We start from the raw sequence: 15,044 nt of genomic DNA on the forward strand, positions 1-15,044 counted from the left end.
TTGGGTAGTTTCACCTCTTTTGTTTATTTCTGTTCCTGACTACTGTGTGTACATGAGTTCACAGGGAGACCATGGATGACCGTTCGACCGACCCACACCCTTTTTCCGCATAAGCCCGTACCCGCGCTGCCGTCCGAAGGGGTCATCGGTGTCATCGCGCCTGCCGGCCCCGGGGCACTGGACACGGAAAAGGCTGTGCAATGGATGCGCGCCCGGGGTTACCAGTTGCGGGTGTTTCCCGGTGTCTACGAGAAGGACGGCTATCTGGCCGGCAGCGACGACGTACGCCTCAACGATCTGCACGCCGCGTTCGCCGATCCCGAAGTGGACGCGATCATTTGCTTGCGCGGTGGTTACGGGACGCCGCGCCTGCTGGACCGGATCGATTACGATCTGCTGGCCCGCCATGCCAAGCCATTTGTCGGCTACAGCGATATTACCGCGCTGCATCTGGCGATCAGTCGCTACGCCGGGTTCGTGACCTTCCACGGCCCGCTGCTCAACGCCGACCTGCTGGGCGACAAGGAGCCGCCGACGGTCACTTCATTCTTCGCCATGCTGCGTGGTCAGTTGAAGGCGGGCAGTGTGCTCAGCCATCCGGTGGCTTATCCATTGACCACAGTCGAACCCGGCATTGCCCATGGGCGGCTGCTGGGCGGCAATCTGGCAATGATTGCCTCGACATTGGGTACGCCTTACGAGATCGACGTGGAAGGCGTGATCCTGTTGATCGAGGACGTCAACGAGCCGCTGTACAGGATCGACCGCTTGCTCACGCAGATGCGTCTGGCCGGCAAACTGGCAAAATTGCGTGGCGTGCTGGTCGGGGATGTGGCCGGAGTGGATGCTGATGCACTGAATCGACTGCTCAAACAGACCTTCGAACCGTTACGGATTCCGGTGCTGTCGGGATGGCGCAGCGGCCATTGCGACCCGAACCTGACGCTGCCGATGGGCGCGCTGGTCAGGCTGGATGCGGGGAAGAAGGAGTTGATGCTGGAGCAGGATGTAGTCACCCGATAACACTCGGGTGAAGCAAAAAAGATCGCAGCCTTCGGCAGCTCCTGCATGGGATGGGTGTTTACCCTGTAGGAGCTGCCGAAGGCTGCGATCTTTTGATCTTGCTTTATTGAGTACGCAGGCTCTCAAGCAGCTTGTGCGTCGGATACCCGTCCGCCGGCCAGCCAAACGACTGCTGCGCGCTGCGAATCGCCTTGCGCGTATTGGCGCCGATAATGCCGTCCGCCGTGCCAGCGTCATAGTTGCGCGCGCTCAGCAGGGTTTGCAGCTCGATACGCTCGGTGCGACTCAGTGGCAAGTCATCCTTTGGCCAGGTGCCGTTGATCAAGCCACCACCGTTGAAGCGCTCGGACAACAGGCTCACCGCCAGTGCATAGGACGACGAATTGTTGTACTTGAGGATCGCCCGGAAATTATCGAGGATCAGGAACGCCGGGCCACGATAACCGGCGGGCAGCAGCAGGGCCGCTGACAGCTGTTCCGAACCGGCCGGTACCTGGCCGCCATTGGGCAGGATCACCCCCAGTTGACGCCATTCGGCAACGCTCTTGCGAATCGCACCATCGGCCAGGGTGTAATTGAAACCACTCGGCAGTTGCACTTCGAAGCCCCACGGCTGACCACGCTGCCAGCCGGAGCTTTGCAGGTAGTGCGCGGTGGAGGCCAGGGCATCGGCCGGGCTGCCCCAGATGTCACGGCGACCGTCGCCGTCGAAATCCACGGCATGGGTGTTGTAGGTGGTCGGAATGAACTGGGTCTGGCCCATTGCGCCGGCCCACGAGCCCAGCATCTTCTCAGGCGTGATGTCGCCCTGTTGCAGGATCTGCAGCGCAGCGATCAATTGCGCATGAGCAAAGCCCGGACGCCGGCCTTCGTAGGCCAGGGTTGCCAGCGAGTTGATCACCGACTTGGTGCCCTGGAACTGGCCGAAATTGCTTTCCATGCCCCACACCGACACCAGTGCCTGACGATCCACGCCATAACGCTGTTCGATGCTTTGCAGAATATCGGCGTACTGACTGATCAGCGCCTGGCCCTTGCGCACGCGCAATGGCGACAGGGCGCCATCGAGGTATTCCCACACCGGGCGAGAAAACTCCGGCTGGCTACGGTCGGCGCGGATCACGCTGTCATCGAAACTGACATTGGCAAAGGCGCGGTCGAACACGTCTGCCCGGATCCCGGCAGCGAGGGCATCCTTGCGGAAACCTGCCTGCCATTCGGCAAAGGTCTGGGTCGGTTGAATATCGAGGTTGTCACCGGATGGCACTACCGGCGGGATGATCGCTGGGGCCGTGACGGCGGGAACGGTTTGTAGCGGTTGCGCATCGGCGGCGGTGGGTTTTTCCGCACAGGCGACAAGCAGAATGAAGCTTGTTGCAGCGATCAGTTGGCGAATGGGCCAACGACGGGAAAGACTGAAGGGCATGCACAGTTCCAGAGGATACGAATCAGGTGCAGACCTTAACATGACCGGAGGGTGCTGTGCTTCAGGCAGCCAGAAAGTAAGAAGCCTCCCAGCTTTTAGACTGGAAGGCTTCGCGGCGGTAGCTGCCTTTGCCCTTGGCTGGTTGTTCCTGGCGGCTGCGGAACAGGGGCTGGGCGATGATGGATTTGGCCTTGTTCGGGCCATGTTTCGATGGCTTTTTGCTCATGATGGGTCTCTCGGTGGTTGGGTGTTGCGGGGGCAATAATCTGCCGATGTCGGGCATCTGTCTATAGGACAGATGGCGAGGCGATGTGTGGGAAAAAGGATCAAAAGATCGCAGCGTGCCGCAGCTCCTACACGGATCGGTGTAGGAGCTGCCGAAGGCTGCGATCTTTTGCTTTTATTCAGCAGGAAGAGTCAGGCGTTGGCCCGACATCAACAGCGCCAATCGGCTCAGGCTCATCCACGGCGAGCCGGCGGCCTGGCCCTTGATCTGCGCATCGATCCGCTGGGCTTCAAGCAGCAACTGTGCCCAGCGTTGCGCTGTATAGCGCTGAAGGGCTTTGCTCATCAGCGGTTTGCGCTTGTCCCAGACCGGCGGTTTCGCCTGGCTGAAGCATTTGTCCAGCGGTGTGCCCTGGCTGTACTGCAGCGAGATGTTGGCCAGCAGACGCAGCTCCCGCGCCAGTGCCCAGAGGATCACCGGTGGCTCAACGCCTTCGCCGCGCAAACCTTCCAGCATGCGCAAGGCATGGGCCGGTTCGCCGTTGAGTACCGCGTCGGTCAGGCCGAACACGTCGAAGCGCGCACTGTCGGCCACCGCGGCCTGCACGGTTTCGACGGTGATCTGTCCACCTTCGGCCATCAGTTTGAGCTTTTCGATTTCCTGCGCGGCGGCGAGTAGGTTGCCCTCGACCCGTGCGGCGATCAGTTCAACCGCGTCCTGGCTGGCCGACAAACCGGCCTGTGACAGGCGCTGACGAATCCAGCTTGGCAACTGGTTGGCGTCCACCGGCCAGATCTGGATGAACTGGGTCTGCTGGCCTTCGACCAGTGCCTTGCCCCACTTGGTCTTCTGCGCGCTGCCATCGAGCTTGGGCAGGCTGATCAGCAGCACAGTATCTTCAGCGGGGCGCGAGCAGTATTCGATCAGCGCAGCAGCGCCCTTGTCGCCGGGTTTGCCTGAAGGCAAACGCAGTTCCAACAGGCGCTTTTCAGCGAACAGCGACATGCTGGCGCCAGCCTGCAGCAAAGTACCCCAATCGAAATTGGCGTCGGCGGCGAATACCTGGCGTTCGTCGAAACCTTGCTGGCGGGCAGCGCTGCGAATGGCGTCGGCGGCTTCCTGACACAACAGCGGGTCATCGCCACTGACGATATAGACGGGCGCAAGGGCGCCTTGCAGGTGTTTGCCGAGTTGAGCGGGAGCGAGCTTCATAAGAAAGGGCGAACGGGGCGCCTGAGCGCCCCGTACGTCTTACTGCTGCGGCAGTTCGAGCGGCGACTGGCGCGGGGTTTGCGCTTCAGCCTTTTGCGCCGCTTCCAGAGCATCGGCTTCAGCCTTGGCTCGGTCGTTGGCGGCTTGTTGCAGCTTCTGCAACTGATCCGGGGTCAGTTGTTGCAGGCGCAACATCATGCGCTGAACCAGCTCACGGCGGGATTCATTACGGGCATCGTTGGCTTCCTGGTCGGAGCCGACAAGGTTGTTGCCATCGTGAATGAACACTTTCTGCACTTCGAGCTTGCTGCTCAGCAGGTTCAGGTTGTGCTCGCCGTTGATATCGTAATTAAGCACGGTGGTTACCTGATACTCGCCTGTACGACCGGCACCGGCATAGCTGAGGATGCGCTGGCTTTCCTGTTCATCAGCCAGGTACAGCTTGAAGGGTGCGCCGGCGTAAACCTTCACGCCGCTTGATTCCAGTGCCTGACGCAGTTGAGTGACGGTCTCGCCGTAGGCGTTACGGGCACTCAGGTCGAGTTCCTTGATCGACAGTTCGTTGGTGCCGGTGCCACGCAGCTGGAAACCGCAGGCGCTCAGCAGAACGGCGAGGCCCATCACCAGCAGATTGCGTTTGATCATTGTGTTGCTCCCCTTGAAACCATGTGGGCCGACCCTGCGGCCCGAAAGGTTTTACAGTGCGCCAGGCGAACCTGACGCCCAATCCAATTTAGCTGGCGACGATGTTGACCAGTTTGCCTGGCACGACAATCACTTTGCGAATGGTCAGACCGTCGACGAAACGCAGCACGTTTTCGTTGGCGCGCGCAGCCGCTTCAACTTCTTCGCGGGTGGCGCTGGCCGGCATTTCGATCTGGCCGCGCAGCTTGCCATTCACTTGAATGACCAGTTGCAGGCTGTCCTGTACCAGGGCGCTTTCATCGACTGCAGGCCAGCCGGCATCGATCACCGCGTCAGCGTGGCCCAACTGATTCCACAGCTCGTGGCTGATGTGCGGCGTGATCGGAGCCAACAGCAGGGTGACGGCTTCCAGACCTTCGTGAATCAGTGCGCGATCCTGTTCGGTGCCTTGCGCGGCTTTTTCCAGCACGTTCATCAGCGTCATCACCTGGGCGATGGCGGTGTTGAATTTGTGGTTCTGGCCGACGTCGTGGCTGGCCTGCTTGATGGCCAGGTGGATGGCGCGGCGCACGGTTTTCTGCTCGTCGTTCAGGCCGCTGATGTCCAGCTTGCCCGGCAGACCCTGAGTGACGTGGGCTTGCGCCAGACGCCAGACGCGCTTGAGGAAACGATGCGAGCCTTCAACGCCGGAGTCGGACCACTCGGCACTCATGTCAGGTGGCGAGGCGAACATCATGAACAGGCGGCAGGTGTCGGCGCCGAACTGGTCGATCATCGACTGCGGATCGACCCCGTTGTTTTTCGACTTGGCCATTTTTTCGGTGCCACCGATCTCCACCGGCAAGCCGTCGGATTTCAGTTTGGCGCCGATGACCTTGGCCTTGCTGTCACGTTCGAGTTCCACGTCCGCCGGGTTGAACCAGGTGTAGGCACCGTTGGCTTCGCGACGATAGTAAGTCTCGGCGATCACCATGCCTTGGGTCAGCAGGTTCTTGAACGGCTCGTTGGAGCTGACCAGACCCTCGTCACGCATCAGCTTGTGGAAGAAGCGCGCGTACAGCAGGTGAAGAATCGCGTGCTCGATACCGCCGATGTACTGATCCACCGGCAACCAGTGGTCGGCCGCGGATTTTTCCACCAGACCGCCTTCGAAGTGCGGCGAGGCGTAACGGGCGTAGTACCACGAGGACTCGACGAAGGTGTCCATGGTGTCGGTTTCACGCTTGGCAGGCTGGCCGCATTTCGGGCAGCTGCACTCGTAGAATTCCGGCATGCGCGCCAGTGGCGAACCGGCACCGTCCGGCACCACGTCTTCCGGCAACACCACTGGCAGTTGATCTTCCGGCACCGGCACGTCACCGCACGTGGCGCAGTGGATGATCGGGATCGGGCAGCCCCAGTAGCGCTGACGGCTGATGCCCCAGTCGCGCAGGCGGAACTGGGTGCGCGAGGCGCCGAGGTTTTTCTTGATCAGGGCGACTTCCATGGCGTCGAAGGCGCCGCTGAAGTCCAGACCGTCGAATTCGCCGGAGTTGATCAGCGTGCCGTGTTCGCCGTAGGCGTCCTGCCACGGAGCCGGGTTGGTGTCACCGGAGCTGGTGCGCACCACCGATTTCACCGGCAGGTCGTATTTGTGAGCGAATTCGAAATCGCGCTCGTCGTGCGCCGGAACGGCCATCACAGCGCCATCGCCGTAATGCATCAGCACGTAGTTGGCGACCCACACCGGGAGTTTTTCGCCGGTCAGCGGGTGCTCGACGAACAGGCCGGTCGGCAGGCCTTTCTTCTCTTGAGTGGCGACGTCGGCTTCGGCGACGCTGCCGCCCTTGCATTCGGCGATGAACGCCTGCAGTTCAGGATTGTTCCTTGCGGCCAGAGAGGCCAGGTGGTGTTCGGCGGCCACGGCAACGTAGGTCGCGCCCATCAGGGTGTCCGGACGGGTAGTGAAGACCTTGAGGGTGCCTGCTTCGCCGATCGAGTCGACGTTGTACGGGAACTGCACTTCCATGCCGCGGGATTTGCCGATCCAGTTGCGCTGCATGGTCTTGACCTGTTCCGGCCAGCCAGTCAGTTCGTCGAGGCTCTCCAGCAGCTCATCCGCGTAAGCGGTGATCTTGAAGTAGTACATCGGAATTTCGCGCTTTTCGATCAGCGCGCCGGAACGCCAGCCGCGACCGTCGATCACTTGCTCGTTGGCCAGAACGGTCTGGTCGATCGGGTCCCAGTTAACGGTGCCGTTCTTGCGGTAGATCACGCCTTTTTCGAACAGGCGAGTGAACAGCCATTGTTCCCAGCGGTAATAGTCGGGCTTGCAGGTGGTCACTTCACGGGACCAGTCCACCGCCAGGCCCAGGCTGCGCAGCTGGGACTTCATGTAGGCGATGTTTTCGTAGGTCCACTTGGCGGGCGCCACGTTGTTCTTCATCGCGGCATTTTCCGCCGGCATGCCGAAGGCGTCCCAACCCATGGGTTGCAGAACGTTCTTGCCTTGCATGCGCTGGTAGCGGGAGATCACGTCGCCAATGGTGTAGTTGCGCACGTGCCCCATGTGTAGCTTGCCGCTGGGGTAAGGGAACATCGACAGGCAGTAGTAGGTTTCCTTGCCTGGCTGTTCACTGACTTCAAAGGACTTTTGCTCGTCCCAGAACGACTGGGCGGCGGCTTCGATTTCACGGGGCTGATATTGTTCGTGCATGGCTACTTTTGTACTGGATAGGGGTGGCCTAATCCTCTTCAACGCGCCGTCCGGGAATGCGCCGGACCTGCTGGAAGTGGAATTACAGGAAGCGCCGTAGCATACATGACCGCGCTTGGCCTAGGGAAACCCTGATTACAGCTGTCTGGCCCCCGAAAACCGTGGCGAGGGCCGTTGGTCGCGGCGTACAGCCGGTTTGTGCAGCGAAGCTAAGCTCTAATTGGGGAGTGAGTCTTATCTTCAATGAGGTGAGGGATGGTGGAGCAACGGCAGAAAAAAGTGACGAAACCCGAGTTGTACGAACGGTTGATGGATCGTCTGGGCATGGCGCTCGACGCTGCAAAAACCGCTGGCCGGCTGCGCGACGAGCGCCCCCTGGAACTGGAATTGCGTGGCTTGAGCCCCGCCGAGTTCAAACTGGTCAAGGCCTATCTGGATCGCAGTGAACGTGAATCGCATGGACGCCTGTCACAAGCAGTGAAGCAGCTCGATGCAGCACATTCGGCCAAGGTCATCTGGCTCAAGGACAAGGCGCCCGGCAGAGACACCGTCAAGGTTCGTTCTGTACAGGCCAAGTAGACGCATGGCAGGTCAAAAAACGGATCTTTTTCATGGAGATCCTACCTATCGGTTGTAACGCTTTATTAACACTCTTAGGCTTCGGGCATCTCTGGAGATGCCCCGATGCCTTTTCGTTATTTCATAAAACAACTTCTTTTGCCGCCGGGCATTCTTTTGCTGCTGTTGCTGGTCGCCTGGTGGCTGCGCCGTTCCCGGCCGCGGCTCGCTACTGCGTGTTTTGCCATTGGCCTGGGCGGCTTCTGGCTGATGAGCCTGCCGGTGGTGGTGCAGTGGGGCGCCAAGGCGCTGGAGCGTGAGCCGCCGCTGCCCCGTGATGCGTGGTCGATGCTGGCGCAGCGCGCCGATGCTATCGTGGTGCTGGGTTCCGGGCGCGAGCGTGGTGACCTGGCGTGGGGCGAGGATCAGCCGACCGGCGTGGGACTGGAGCGTCAGCGTTATGCCGCGCGGCTGGCCAAAGCGTCAGGGTTGCCGATCCTGACCAGTGGCGGATTGCACTACGGCACGCCGCCGACGGAAGCGAAACTGATGGCCGATTCGCTGCGTGATGACTTCGGAGTGGCCACGCGCTGGCAGGAAGGCGAGAGCCGTACCACTTGGGAAAACGCCAAATTCAGCGCCGACATCTTGTTGCCCCAAGGCATCAAGCGCGTTGTGGTGGTGACGCAGGCCTGGCACATGCCGCGTGCCGTGTGGTGTTTCGAGCAGGCAGGATTTGAAGTGGTGCCGGCGCCCGTGGGTTTTCTCGGGACCGACAATGCGCGACCGTTTGGTGGCTGGCTGCCGGAATTCAAATCGATCTGGCAGAGCGGGCAGTTGCTGAATGAGGCGGTGGGGCAGGTGGGGTATTCGTTGTTCTACCGCTGAAGATCAAAAGATCGCAGCCTGCGGCAGCTCCTACAGGGAAACACAAATCCCCATGTAGGAGCTGCCGCAGGCTGCGATCTTTTGCTTTTAAAGCGTTTTCGACATCCGGCTGGCCATCAGCGCCCAGCCAAACAGCAACACACAAACGATGATCAGTGGCCACGAACGCCATTCAAGATAAGGCGTCAGGTTGTGCATCGGCACGACTTCGCCATACAGAATGCCCTGCTCGAACTGCGGGATCTGCTCGGTGATCTGCCCGAACGGGTTGATCAGTCCAGTCACGCCGTTGTTCGTGGCGCGGATCATCCAGCGACCCGCTTCAAGGGCGCGCATCTGCGCCATCTGCAGGTGCTGCAACGGGCCGATCGAGGTGCCGAACCAGGTGTCGTTGCTGATGGTCAGCAGCAGATCACTGCGTGCCGACAGACCGGCAGCGAATTCCGGGTACACCACTTCGTAGCAGATGAATGGCGCAATCTGGTAACCCTTGGCTTGCAGCAGTGCCTGATCCGCCGGGCCGCGAGCGAAGTCGGACATCGGCAAGTCAAAGAAAGCGATCAAGCCGCGCAGCAGATCCTGCAACGGTACGTATTCACCGAACGGCACCAGTTTCTGCTTGAGGTAAGTGCCATCGCCTTCGCCAACCACGGTAATGCCGTTGAAGAAGCGTTTTTCGTGGCGAACCGTCTCGCGGATCGGCACCCCGGTGATCAGCGCCGATTTACGCTCGGCGGCGAAGTTGCCCATCATGCTCAGGTAGCCCTCGGCGGACTCCTTGAGCACTGGCACGGCGGTTTCCGGCCAGATCAGCAGATCCACCGGTTTGGAGCGAAAACTCAGATCGCGATACAGCGCCAATTGCGCGTTCAACTGCGCCGGATCCCACTTCATGCTCTGCTCGACGTTGCCCTGAATCGCGGCAACGCTCAGTGCCGGGCCGGACGGACTGGTCCAGGCGTGGCCCTTGAGCGCGATACCCGCCACCCACGGCCCGACCAGCAACACAAGGCCGGCAGCGATGAAGCCTTTGCGACCGCTGGTCAGCAGGCGCGGCGCGTTGTAGATCAGTGCGGCGGTCAGTGCCAGCACGAAGGACACCAGCCACATGCCGCCGACAGGCGCAAGCCCGGCCAACGGGCCGTCGAGCTGACTGTAACCGGAGTAGAGCCACGGGAAACCGGTGAGGAACCAGCCGCGAAACGCTTCCTGACCGACCCACAACGCCGCGAACGCCAAGGCATCGGCCAGCGGCGCCTCATTGCGGCGCAACCAGCGCGCCCAGACCCAGGCGGGCAGGGCGAAGAAGAACGCGATCGCTGCGGTGAACAGCAGCATCAGGAACCCGGCCAGCAGCACCGATGCACCACCAAAGTGGTGGATGCTGTAGTAGATCCAGCTGGTGCCGGCGCCGAACAGACCGAAACCGAAACACCAGCCACGGCCCAGCGCCTGACGCGGTTTCAGCTCGCGCAGGCCGGCATAGAACAGCCCGACCGCGAGCAGAGCCAGCGGCCATATGTTGAATGGTGCGAGAGCGAAGGTGGTGATTGCACCGGCCGCCACGGCCAGCAGGTTACCGGGCCAGCCGGGGCGGGTTGTCCAGCGCAGGGGGTATGTCATCAGCTATTTCCTGTATCGCGCCGGGTCTGCTGTTACGCAGGGCAAGGCGCGAGGAGTGAAGTTTGGTTTTTCAAATGAACGACGAGCAACGCAGCCCTGCGTAACAGCAGGCCCGGCCCTCCGGGTTACGCCTGAAAGCGGACCATGCTGCGTTGCAGTCCTTGGAAAGGGAATGCCATTCCCTGCGGACTGCGCCTTGCCTGGCCCGCTTTCAGGCGCAACGCGATGCAGGAAATAGCTGATGACATACCCCAATCCTTAATGATTACCGGGCGATTGGCGTCAGTCGCAGCAAATGAATCCGACGGCTGTCGGCGTTCAGGATGCGGAAACGATAGGCGCCGATTTCAGTGATTTCGTTGCGTTTTGGCAAGTGCCCGAACGCGCTCATCACCAGACCGCCGACGGTGTCGAATTCATCGTCGGAGAATTCGCAGTCGAAAAACTCATTGAAGCTTTCGATCGGCGTCAGGGCCTTGATCAGGAAATCACCGCTGGGCAGTGGCTTGATGTAGCTGTCTTCTTCGACGTCGTGCTCGTCTTCGATGTCGCCGACGATCTGTTCCAGCACGTCTTCAATCGTCACCAAACCTGCCACGCCGCCGTATTCGTCGATAACGATGGCCATGTGGTTGTGGTTGGCGCGGAATTCTCGCAGCAACACATTCAGGCGCTTGGACTCCGGCACGAAGGTGGCCGGGCGCAGCAGGTCCTTGATGTTGAAGGTGTCGCCGTTCTCCTTGAGGATCAGCGGCAGCAGGTCCTTGGCCAGCAGCACGCCCATCACGTCGTCGTGGCTTTCGCCGATGACCGGGTAGCGAGAGTGCGCCGAGTCGAGTACGGCCGGGAGGAATTCACGAGGGGTCTGGGTCGCCTTGATGCTGATCATCTGCGAGCGCGGGACCATGATGTCGCGTACTTGCAGGTCAGCCACCTGAATGGCGCCTTCGACAATGGCCAGCGCTTCGCTGTCCAGCAGTTTGTTCTGATGTGCATCACGCAGCAGCTCAAGCAGCTCCTGGCGGTTCTTCGGCTCGTGGGCAAAAGCCTGGGTCAGTTTACCCAGCCATGACTTCTGCCCGTTGCTCGATCGATCTTCGCTCATAGCGATTACTCTGAATCCTTTGTTGTAACGATAGGGGATGTGTCGGTTTCGTCGTCCGCGTACGGATCGGGGTAGCCCAGTTCGGCAAGCAACTCGCGTTCCAGTGCTTCCATTTCTTCGGCTTCGTCGTCATCTATATGGTCGTAACCGAGCAGATGCAAGCAGCCGTGAATGACTAGATGTGCCCAATGGGCCTTGAGTTCCTTGCCTTGTTCGGCAGCTTCACGCTCGACCACTGCCACGCAGATCACCAGATCGCCAAGCAGCGGAATATCGAGAAACTCATCCGGGACTTCGGCCGGGAACGACAGGACATTGGTCGCGTAATCCTTGTGGCGCCAGGTGTGATTGAGCTCACGACCCTCTTCCTCGTCAACCAGACGAATGGTCATTTCCGAGTCGGCGGTGCGCTGGCGCAGGGCCAGTTCGCACCATTGACGGAATTCGGCTTCACTCGGGGCGTTCGCTTCGGTAGCGATCTGCAGATCCAGCTCAAGCATCGCGCGAGGTTTCCCTGGCGGCTTCGGCACGGGTTTCGAAGCGCTCGTAGGCCTCGACGATCCGCTGCACCAGCGGGTGGCGCACGACGTCTTTGGGCTGGAAATGCGTGAAGCTGATGCCCGGAACGTCCTTGAGCACTTCGATCACATGATGCAGGCCGGACTTGGTGCCGCGCGGCAGGTCGACCTGGGTGATGTCGCCGGTGATGACGGCGGTGGAGCCGAAGCCGATCCGGGTCAGGAACATCTTCATCTGCTCGACGGTGGTGTTCTGGCTTTCGTCGAGAATGATGAAGCTGTTGTTCAGCGTACGACCGCGCATGTAGGCCAGCGGCGCGACTTCGATCACCTGGCGTTCGATCAGCTTGGCCACGTATTCGAAGCCGAGCATCTCGTAGAGCGCGTCGTAGAGCGGGCGCAGGTACGGGTCGATCTTCTGGGCGAGATCACCGGGCAGAAAACCGAGCTTCTCACCGGCTTCAACCGCTGGACGCACCAGCAGGATGCGGCGGATCTGCTCGCGCTCCAGGGCATCGACGGCACAAGCGACGGCCAGATAGGTCTTGCCGGTACCGGCCGGGCCGATGCCGAAGTTGATGTCGTTACCGAGGATTTCCTTCACGTAGCGCAACTGATTCAGGCCGCGTGGGCGAATCATGCCTTTCTTGGTGCGCAGGGCGACGGAGGCTTCGGCGGGTGCATGGTTATCCAGCTCGACGACGGCCGATTCCTGGAGGAACAAATGCACGAGATCTGGCGACAGCTCGGTACCCTTGGTTTCGCGGTACAGGCGGCGCAGCAGATTTTCCGCAGACGTGGTGTGCTTGGGGTCGCCGATCAGTTCGAACTGGTTTCCGCGGTTGCGGATCTCGATGGCCAGGCGCTGTTCGATCAAGCGCAGGTGCTCGTCGAATTGCCCGCACAGATTGGCGAAGCGGCGAGCCTCAAAGGGCTCGAGGAGAAAACGATGTGGTTCTATGGGTGCGTTCAAGGTCGTATTTAGCCGCCCTGGGGCAATTAAGATGAAATCAAGGATAACGCCAGTGGCGTGGGTGCGAAAGCTCTTAAATGGATGAGTACATTCTGAAGAACAATGCTGTCCACTGTGGGAGCTGCGGTGCGACGATTCGACTTGCCAGCGATAGCGGTGCAGCAGGCGACATATTTGTCGGGGCTGATGGCCTCATCGCTGGCAAGCCAGCTCCCACAGGTTTCTCTGTGCTTCTGATATCTGTTACTGGATCAGCGAGCCGCGCAGCGAATGCGGTTGCGCTGCGTCGATGTGCACGTCGGCGAACTGGCCGATCAGGGTCGGATTATCGCAGCGGAAGTTGACGATACGATTATTCTCGGTGCGCCCTTGCAGCTCGCCCGGGTCTTTCTTCGAATAGTCGGTGACCAGAATGCGCTGAACCGAACCGACCATCTGTCGGCTGATCTCGAACCCTTGCTGATTCAAACGATGTTGCAGGGCGTTCAGGCGTTCTTTCTTCAGTTCTTCCGGAGTGTCGTCGGCCAGATCGGCCGCCGGGGTGCCCGGGCGCTGGCTGTAGACGAACGAGTAGGAAAAGTCGAAACCGACGTCGGCAATCAGCTTCATGGTCTGCTCGAAGTCTTTCTCGGTCTCGCCGGGGAAGCCAACGATGAAGTCCGAACTGATGCAGATACCCGGCACGGCGGCGCGCAATTTGCGCAGCTTGGACTTGTACTCCAGCGCCGTGTGATTGCGTTTCATCGCCGCCAGAATCCGGTCAGAACCCGACTGCACCGGCAAGTGCAGATGCTTGACCAGTTCCGGCACTTCGGCGTGGGCCTGGATCAGGCTGTCGGAGAATTCCAGCGGGTGCGAGGTGGTGTAGCGGATGCGGTCGATGCCATCGACGGCGGCGACCACACGGATCAGCTCGGCCAGATCGGCCAGGCGCCCGTCATGAGTCGTACCGCGATAGCCGTTGACGTTCTGCCCCAGCAAGGTCACTTCACGCACGCCGTTCTCGGCGAGGTGGATGATCTCGGCGATCACGTCATCGAACGGTCGGCTGACCTCTTCGCCACGGGTGTAAGGCACCACGCAGAACGTGCAGTACTTGCTGCAGCCTTCCATCACCGACACGTAGGCGCTCGGGCCATCGATGCGCGGCTCGGGCAAGTGGTCGAATTTTTCGATTTCCGGGAACGAGACGTCGACTTGCGGCAGCTTGCTGCTGCGTGCGGCGTCAATCATTTCCGGCAGGCGGTGCAGGGTCTGCGGGCCGAAGACCACGTCGACATACGGCGCGCGATCACGGATCGCCGCGCCTTCCTGGCTGGCCACGCAGCCGCCGACGGCGATCACCATGTCCGGGTTGGCCAGTTTCAGTTCGCGCCAGCGGCCCAGTTGCGAGTACACCCGATCCTGGGCGCGCTCGCGGATCGAGCAGGTGTTGAGCAGAATCACGTCGGCATCTTCAGCGCGGGCGGTGACTTCCAGGGCCTGATGTTCGCCCAGCAGATCGACCATGCGCGAGCTGTCGTACTCGTTCATCTGGCAACCGTGGGTTTCGATGTAAAGCTTCTTGGCCATGGAGTAGGGTCGTCACGTGATTCAAAGAACCCGGCATTATAGGGAACAAGCCGTCAGGTTCCTACCGCTGCGCGTCCGGTGGCTATGCTATAGTTTGCGCCCTCATTTTTGCCCCCGATGCTATCCCCCCGCCATGACCAAACGCGAAGCTCCAATCTACAAGGTGATTTTCCTCAACCAGGGCCAGGTGTTCGAAATGTACGCCAAGCAGATCTATCAAAGTGATCTGTGGGGCTTTCTGGAAGTGGAAGAATTCGTCTTTGGCGAGCGCACGCAAGTGGTGGTCGATCCGAGCGAAGAAAAGCTCAAGGCGCAGTTCGAAGGCGTGGTGCGCAGCTTTGTGCCGATGCATTCGATCGTGCGCATCGACGAGGTGGAGCGTCTGGGCACCCCGAAAATCAGCGAAGCCCGTGGCGCAGTTGGCAATGTGATGCCGTTTCCGATGCCGATGCCTGAGAAGTAAAAACTGATTAAGTGAGGGGCTCTTGTGGCGAGGGGATTTATCCCCGATGGGCTGCGAAGCGGCCCCAAAACCTGCAACTTTGATCTTCCAGAATTACCGCGCTGAATGGATTTGCGA

14 protein-coding genes are annotated in these 15,044 nt (G+C 60.4%); 4 read left to right on the plus strand and 10 right to left on the minus strand.

Annotated elements, in window-relative coordinates; translation table 11 throughout:
- The first annotated feature begins 75 nt into the window (after positions 1 to 75).
- Positions 76 to 1,023 (plus strand): LD-carboxypeptidase, encoded by a 948-nt coding sequence (locus tag DBR18_RS08280; protein WP_108589979.1) that lies wholly within the window; start codon positions 76 to 78, stop codon positions 1,021 to 1,023.
- 103 nt (positions 1,024 to 1,126) lie between these two features.
- On the opposite strand, the gene DBR18_RS08285 is transcribed toward DBR18_RS08280, so the two are convergent.
- From DBR18_RS08285 to leuS, 5 genes are all read right to left on the minus strand, one after another.
- On the minus strand, positions 1,127 to 2,449 hold the full coding sequence (locus DBR18_RS08285) for a lytic murein transglycosylase (RefSeq protein WP_108589980.1): 1,323 nt from the start codon (positions 2,447 to 2,449) through the stop codon (positions 1,127 to 1,129).
- A gap of 61 nt (positions 2,450 to 2,510) precedes the next feature.
- Complete coding sequence (arfA, locus tag DBR18_RS08290) at positions 2,511 to 2,675, minus strand: alternative ribosome rescue factor ArfA (RefSeq protein WP_108589981.1); 165 nt, start codon at positions 2,673 to 2,675, stop codon at positions 2,511 to 2,513.
- 174 nt (positions 2,676 to 2,849) lie between these two features.
- A complete protein-coding gene (gene holA, locus DBR18_RS08295) occupies positions 2,850 to 3,887 on the minus strand; it encodes a DNA polymerase III subunit delta (RefSeq protein WP_108589982.1) in 1,038 nt (345 codons plus the stop codon).
- A gap of 39 nt (positions 3,888 to 3,926) precedes the next feature.
- Positions 3,927 to 4,532, minus strand: a complete 606-nt coding sequence (gene lptE, locus DBR18_RS08300; protein WP_108589983.1) for an LPS assembly lipoprotein LptE — start codon at positions 4,530 to 4,532, stop codon at positions 3,927 to 3,929.
- Positions 4,533 to 4,620: 88 nt separating this feature from the next.
- Complete coding sequence (gene leuS / locus DBR18_RS08305; RefSeq protein WP_108589984.1) at positions 4,621 to 7,227, minus strand: leucine--tRNA ligase; 2,607 nt, start codon at positions 7,225 to 7,227, stop codon at positions 4,621 to 4,623.
- Positions 7,228 to 7,482: 255 nt separating this feature from the next.
- Between leuS and DBR18_RS08310 the strand changes: the two genes are divergently transcribed.
- Positions 7,483 to 7,806: a hypothetical protein gene (locus DBR18_RS08310; protein WP_108589985.1), complete on the plus strand. Its 324-nt coding sequence runs from the start codon at positions 7,483 to 7,485 to the stop codon at positions 7,804 to 7,806.
- A 105-nt stretch (positions 7,807 to 7,911) separates the two neighbouring features.
- Complete coding sequence (locus DBR18_RS08315) at positions 7,912 to 8,673, plus strand: YdcF family protein (protein ID WP_108589986.1); 762 nt, start codon at positions 7,912 to 7,914, stop codon at positions 8,671 to 8,673.
- 87 nt (positions 8,674 to 8,760) lie between these two features.
- Here DBR18_RS08315 and lnt read toward each other — a convergent pair whose 3' ends face one another.
- The 5 genes from lnt to miaB all read right to left on the minus strand — a co-directional run bounded on the left by lnt (position 8,761) and on the right by miaB (position 14,464).
- Positions 8,761 to 10,284 (minus strand): apolipoprotein N-acyltransferase, encoded by a 1,524-nt coding sequence (gene lnt / locus DBR18_RS08320; protein ID WP_108590048.1) that lies wholly within the window; start codon positions 10,282 to 10,284, stop codon positions 8,761 to 8,763.
- Between the two features lie 277 nt (positions 10,285 to 10,561).
- Positions 10,562 to 11,401 (minus strand): HlyC/CorC family transporter, encoded by an 840-nt coding sequence (locus DBR18_RS08325; protein ID WP_108589987.1) that lies wholly within the window; start codon positions 11,399 to 11,401, stop codon positions 10,562 to 10,564.
- 5 nt (positions 11,402 to 11,406) lie between these two features.
- Entirely contained in the window at positions 11,407 to 11,901 is a 495-nt protein-coding gene (ybeY, locus tag DBR18_RS08330; RefSeq protein WP_108589988.1) for an rRNA maturation RNase YbeY, read from the minus strand.
- Complete coding sequence (locus tag DBR18_RS08335) at positions 11,894 to 12,892, minus strand: PhoH family protein (protein ID WP_108589989.1); 999 nt, start codon at positions 12,890 to 12,892, stop codon at positions 11,894 to 11,896. Before DBR18_RS08335 ends, ybeY begins: the two co-directional genes overlap by 8 nt.
- Before the next feature lie 243 nt (positions 12,893 to 13,135).
- Complete coding sequence (gene miaB, locus DBR18_RS08340) at positions 13,136 to 14,464, minus strand: tRNA (N6-isopentenyl adenosine(37)-C2)-methylthiotransferase MiaB (protein ID WP_108589990.1); 1,329 nt, start codon at positions 14,462 to 14,464, stop codon at positions 13,136 to 13,138.
- 133 nt (positions 14,465 to 14,597) lie between these two features.
- Between miaB and DBR18_RS08345 the strand changes: the two genes are divergently transcribed.
- A complete protein-coding gene (locus DBR18_RS08345) occupies positions 14,598 to 14,927 on the plus strand; it encodes a DUF1820 family protein (RefSeq protein WP_003185742.1) in 330 nt (109 codons plus the stop codon).
- Positions 14,928 to 15,044 lie beyond the last annotated feature (117 nt).

The sequence above is a fragment of the Pseudomonas sp. HMWF021 genome, from assembly GCF_003061005.1.
Taxonomy (GTDB): domain Bacteria; phylum Pseudomonadota; class Gammaproteobacteria; order Pseudomonadales; family Pseudomonadaceae; genus Aquipseudomonas.

What these genes read in the sequence shown, in the direction of transcription:
- DBR18_RS08315 (WP_108589986.1), top strand. Translation starts at nt 7,912, where the DNA reads ATGCCTTTTCGTTATTTCATAAAACAACTTCTTTTGCCGCCGGGCATT.
- leuS (WP_108589984.1), bottom strand. Translation starts at nt 7,227, where the DNA reads ATGCACGAACAATATCAGCCCCGTGAAATCGAAGCCGCCGCCCAGTCG.
- miaB (WP_108589990.1), bottom strand. Translation starts at nt 14,464, where the DNA reads ATGGCCAAGAAGCTTTACATCGAAACCCACGGTTGCCAGATGAACGAG.
- ybeY (WP_108589988.1), bottom strand. Translation starts at nt 11,901, where the DNA reads ATGCTTGAGCTGGATCTGCAGATCGCTACCGAAGCGAACGCCCCGAGT.
- DBR18_RS08325 (WP_108589987.1), bottom strand. Translation starts at nt 11,401, where the DNA reads ATGAGCGAAGATCGATCGAGCAACGGGCAGAAGTCATGGCTGGGTAAA.
- DBR18_RS08310 (WP_108589985.1), top strand. Translation starts at nt 7,483, where the DNA reads ATGGTGGAGCAACGGCAGAAAAAAGTGACGAAACCCGAGTTGTACGAA.
- arfA (WP_108589981.1), bottom strand. Translation starts at nt 2,675, where the DNA reads ATGAGCAAAAAGCCATCGAAACATGGCCCGAACAAGGCCAAATCCATC.
- DBR18_RS08345 (WP_003185742.1), top strand. Translation starts at nt 14,598, where the DNA reads ATGACCAAACGCGAAGCTCCAATCTACAAGGTGATTTTCCTCAACCAG.
- holA (WP_108589982.1), bottom strand. Translation starts at nt 3,887, where the DNA reads ATGAAGCTCGCTCCCGCTCAACTCGGCAAACACCTGCAAGGCGCCCTT.
- DBR18_RS08285 (WP_108589980.1), bottom strand. Translation starts at nt 2,449, where the DNA reads ATGCCCTTCAGTCTTTCCCGTCGTTGGCCCATTCGCCAACTGATCGCT.
- lptE (WP_108589983.1), bottom strand. Translation starts at nt 4,532, where the DNA reads ATGATCAAACGCAATCTGCTGGTGATGGGCCTCGCCGTTCTGCTGAGC.
- DBR18_RS08280 (WP_108589979.1), top strand. Translation starts at nt 76, where the DNA reads ATGACCGTTCGACCGACCCACACCCTTTTTCCGCATAAGCCCGTACCC.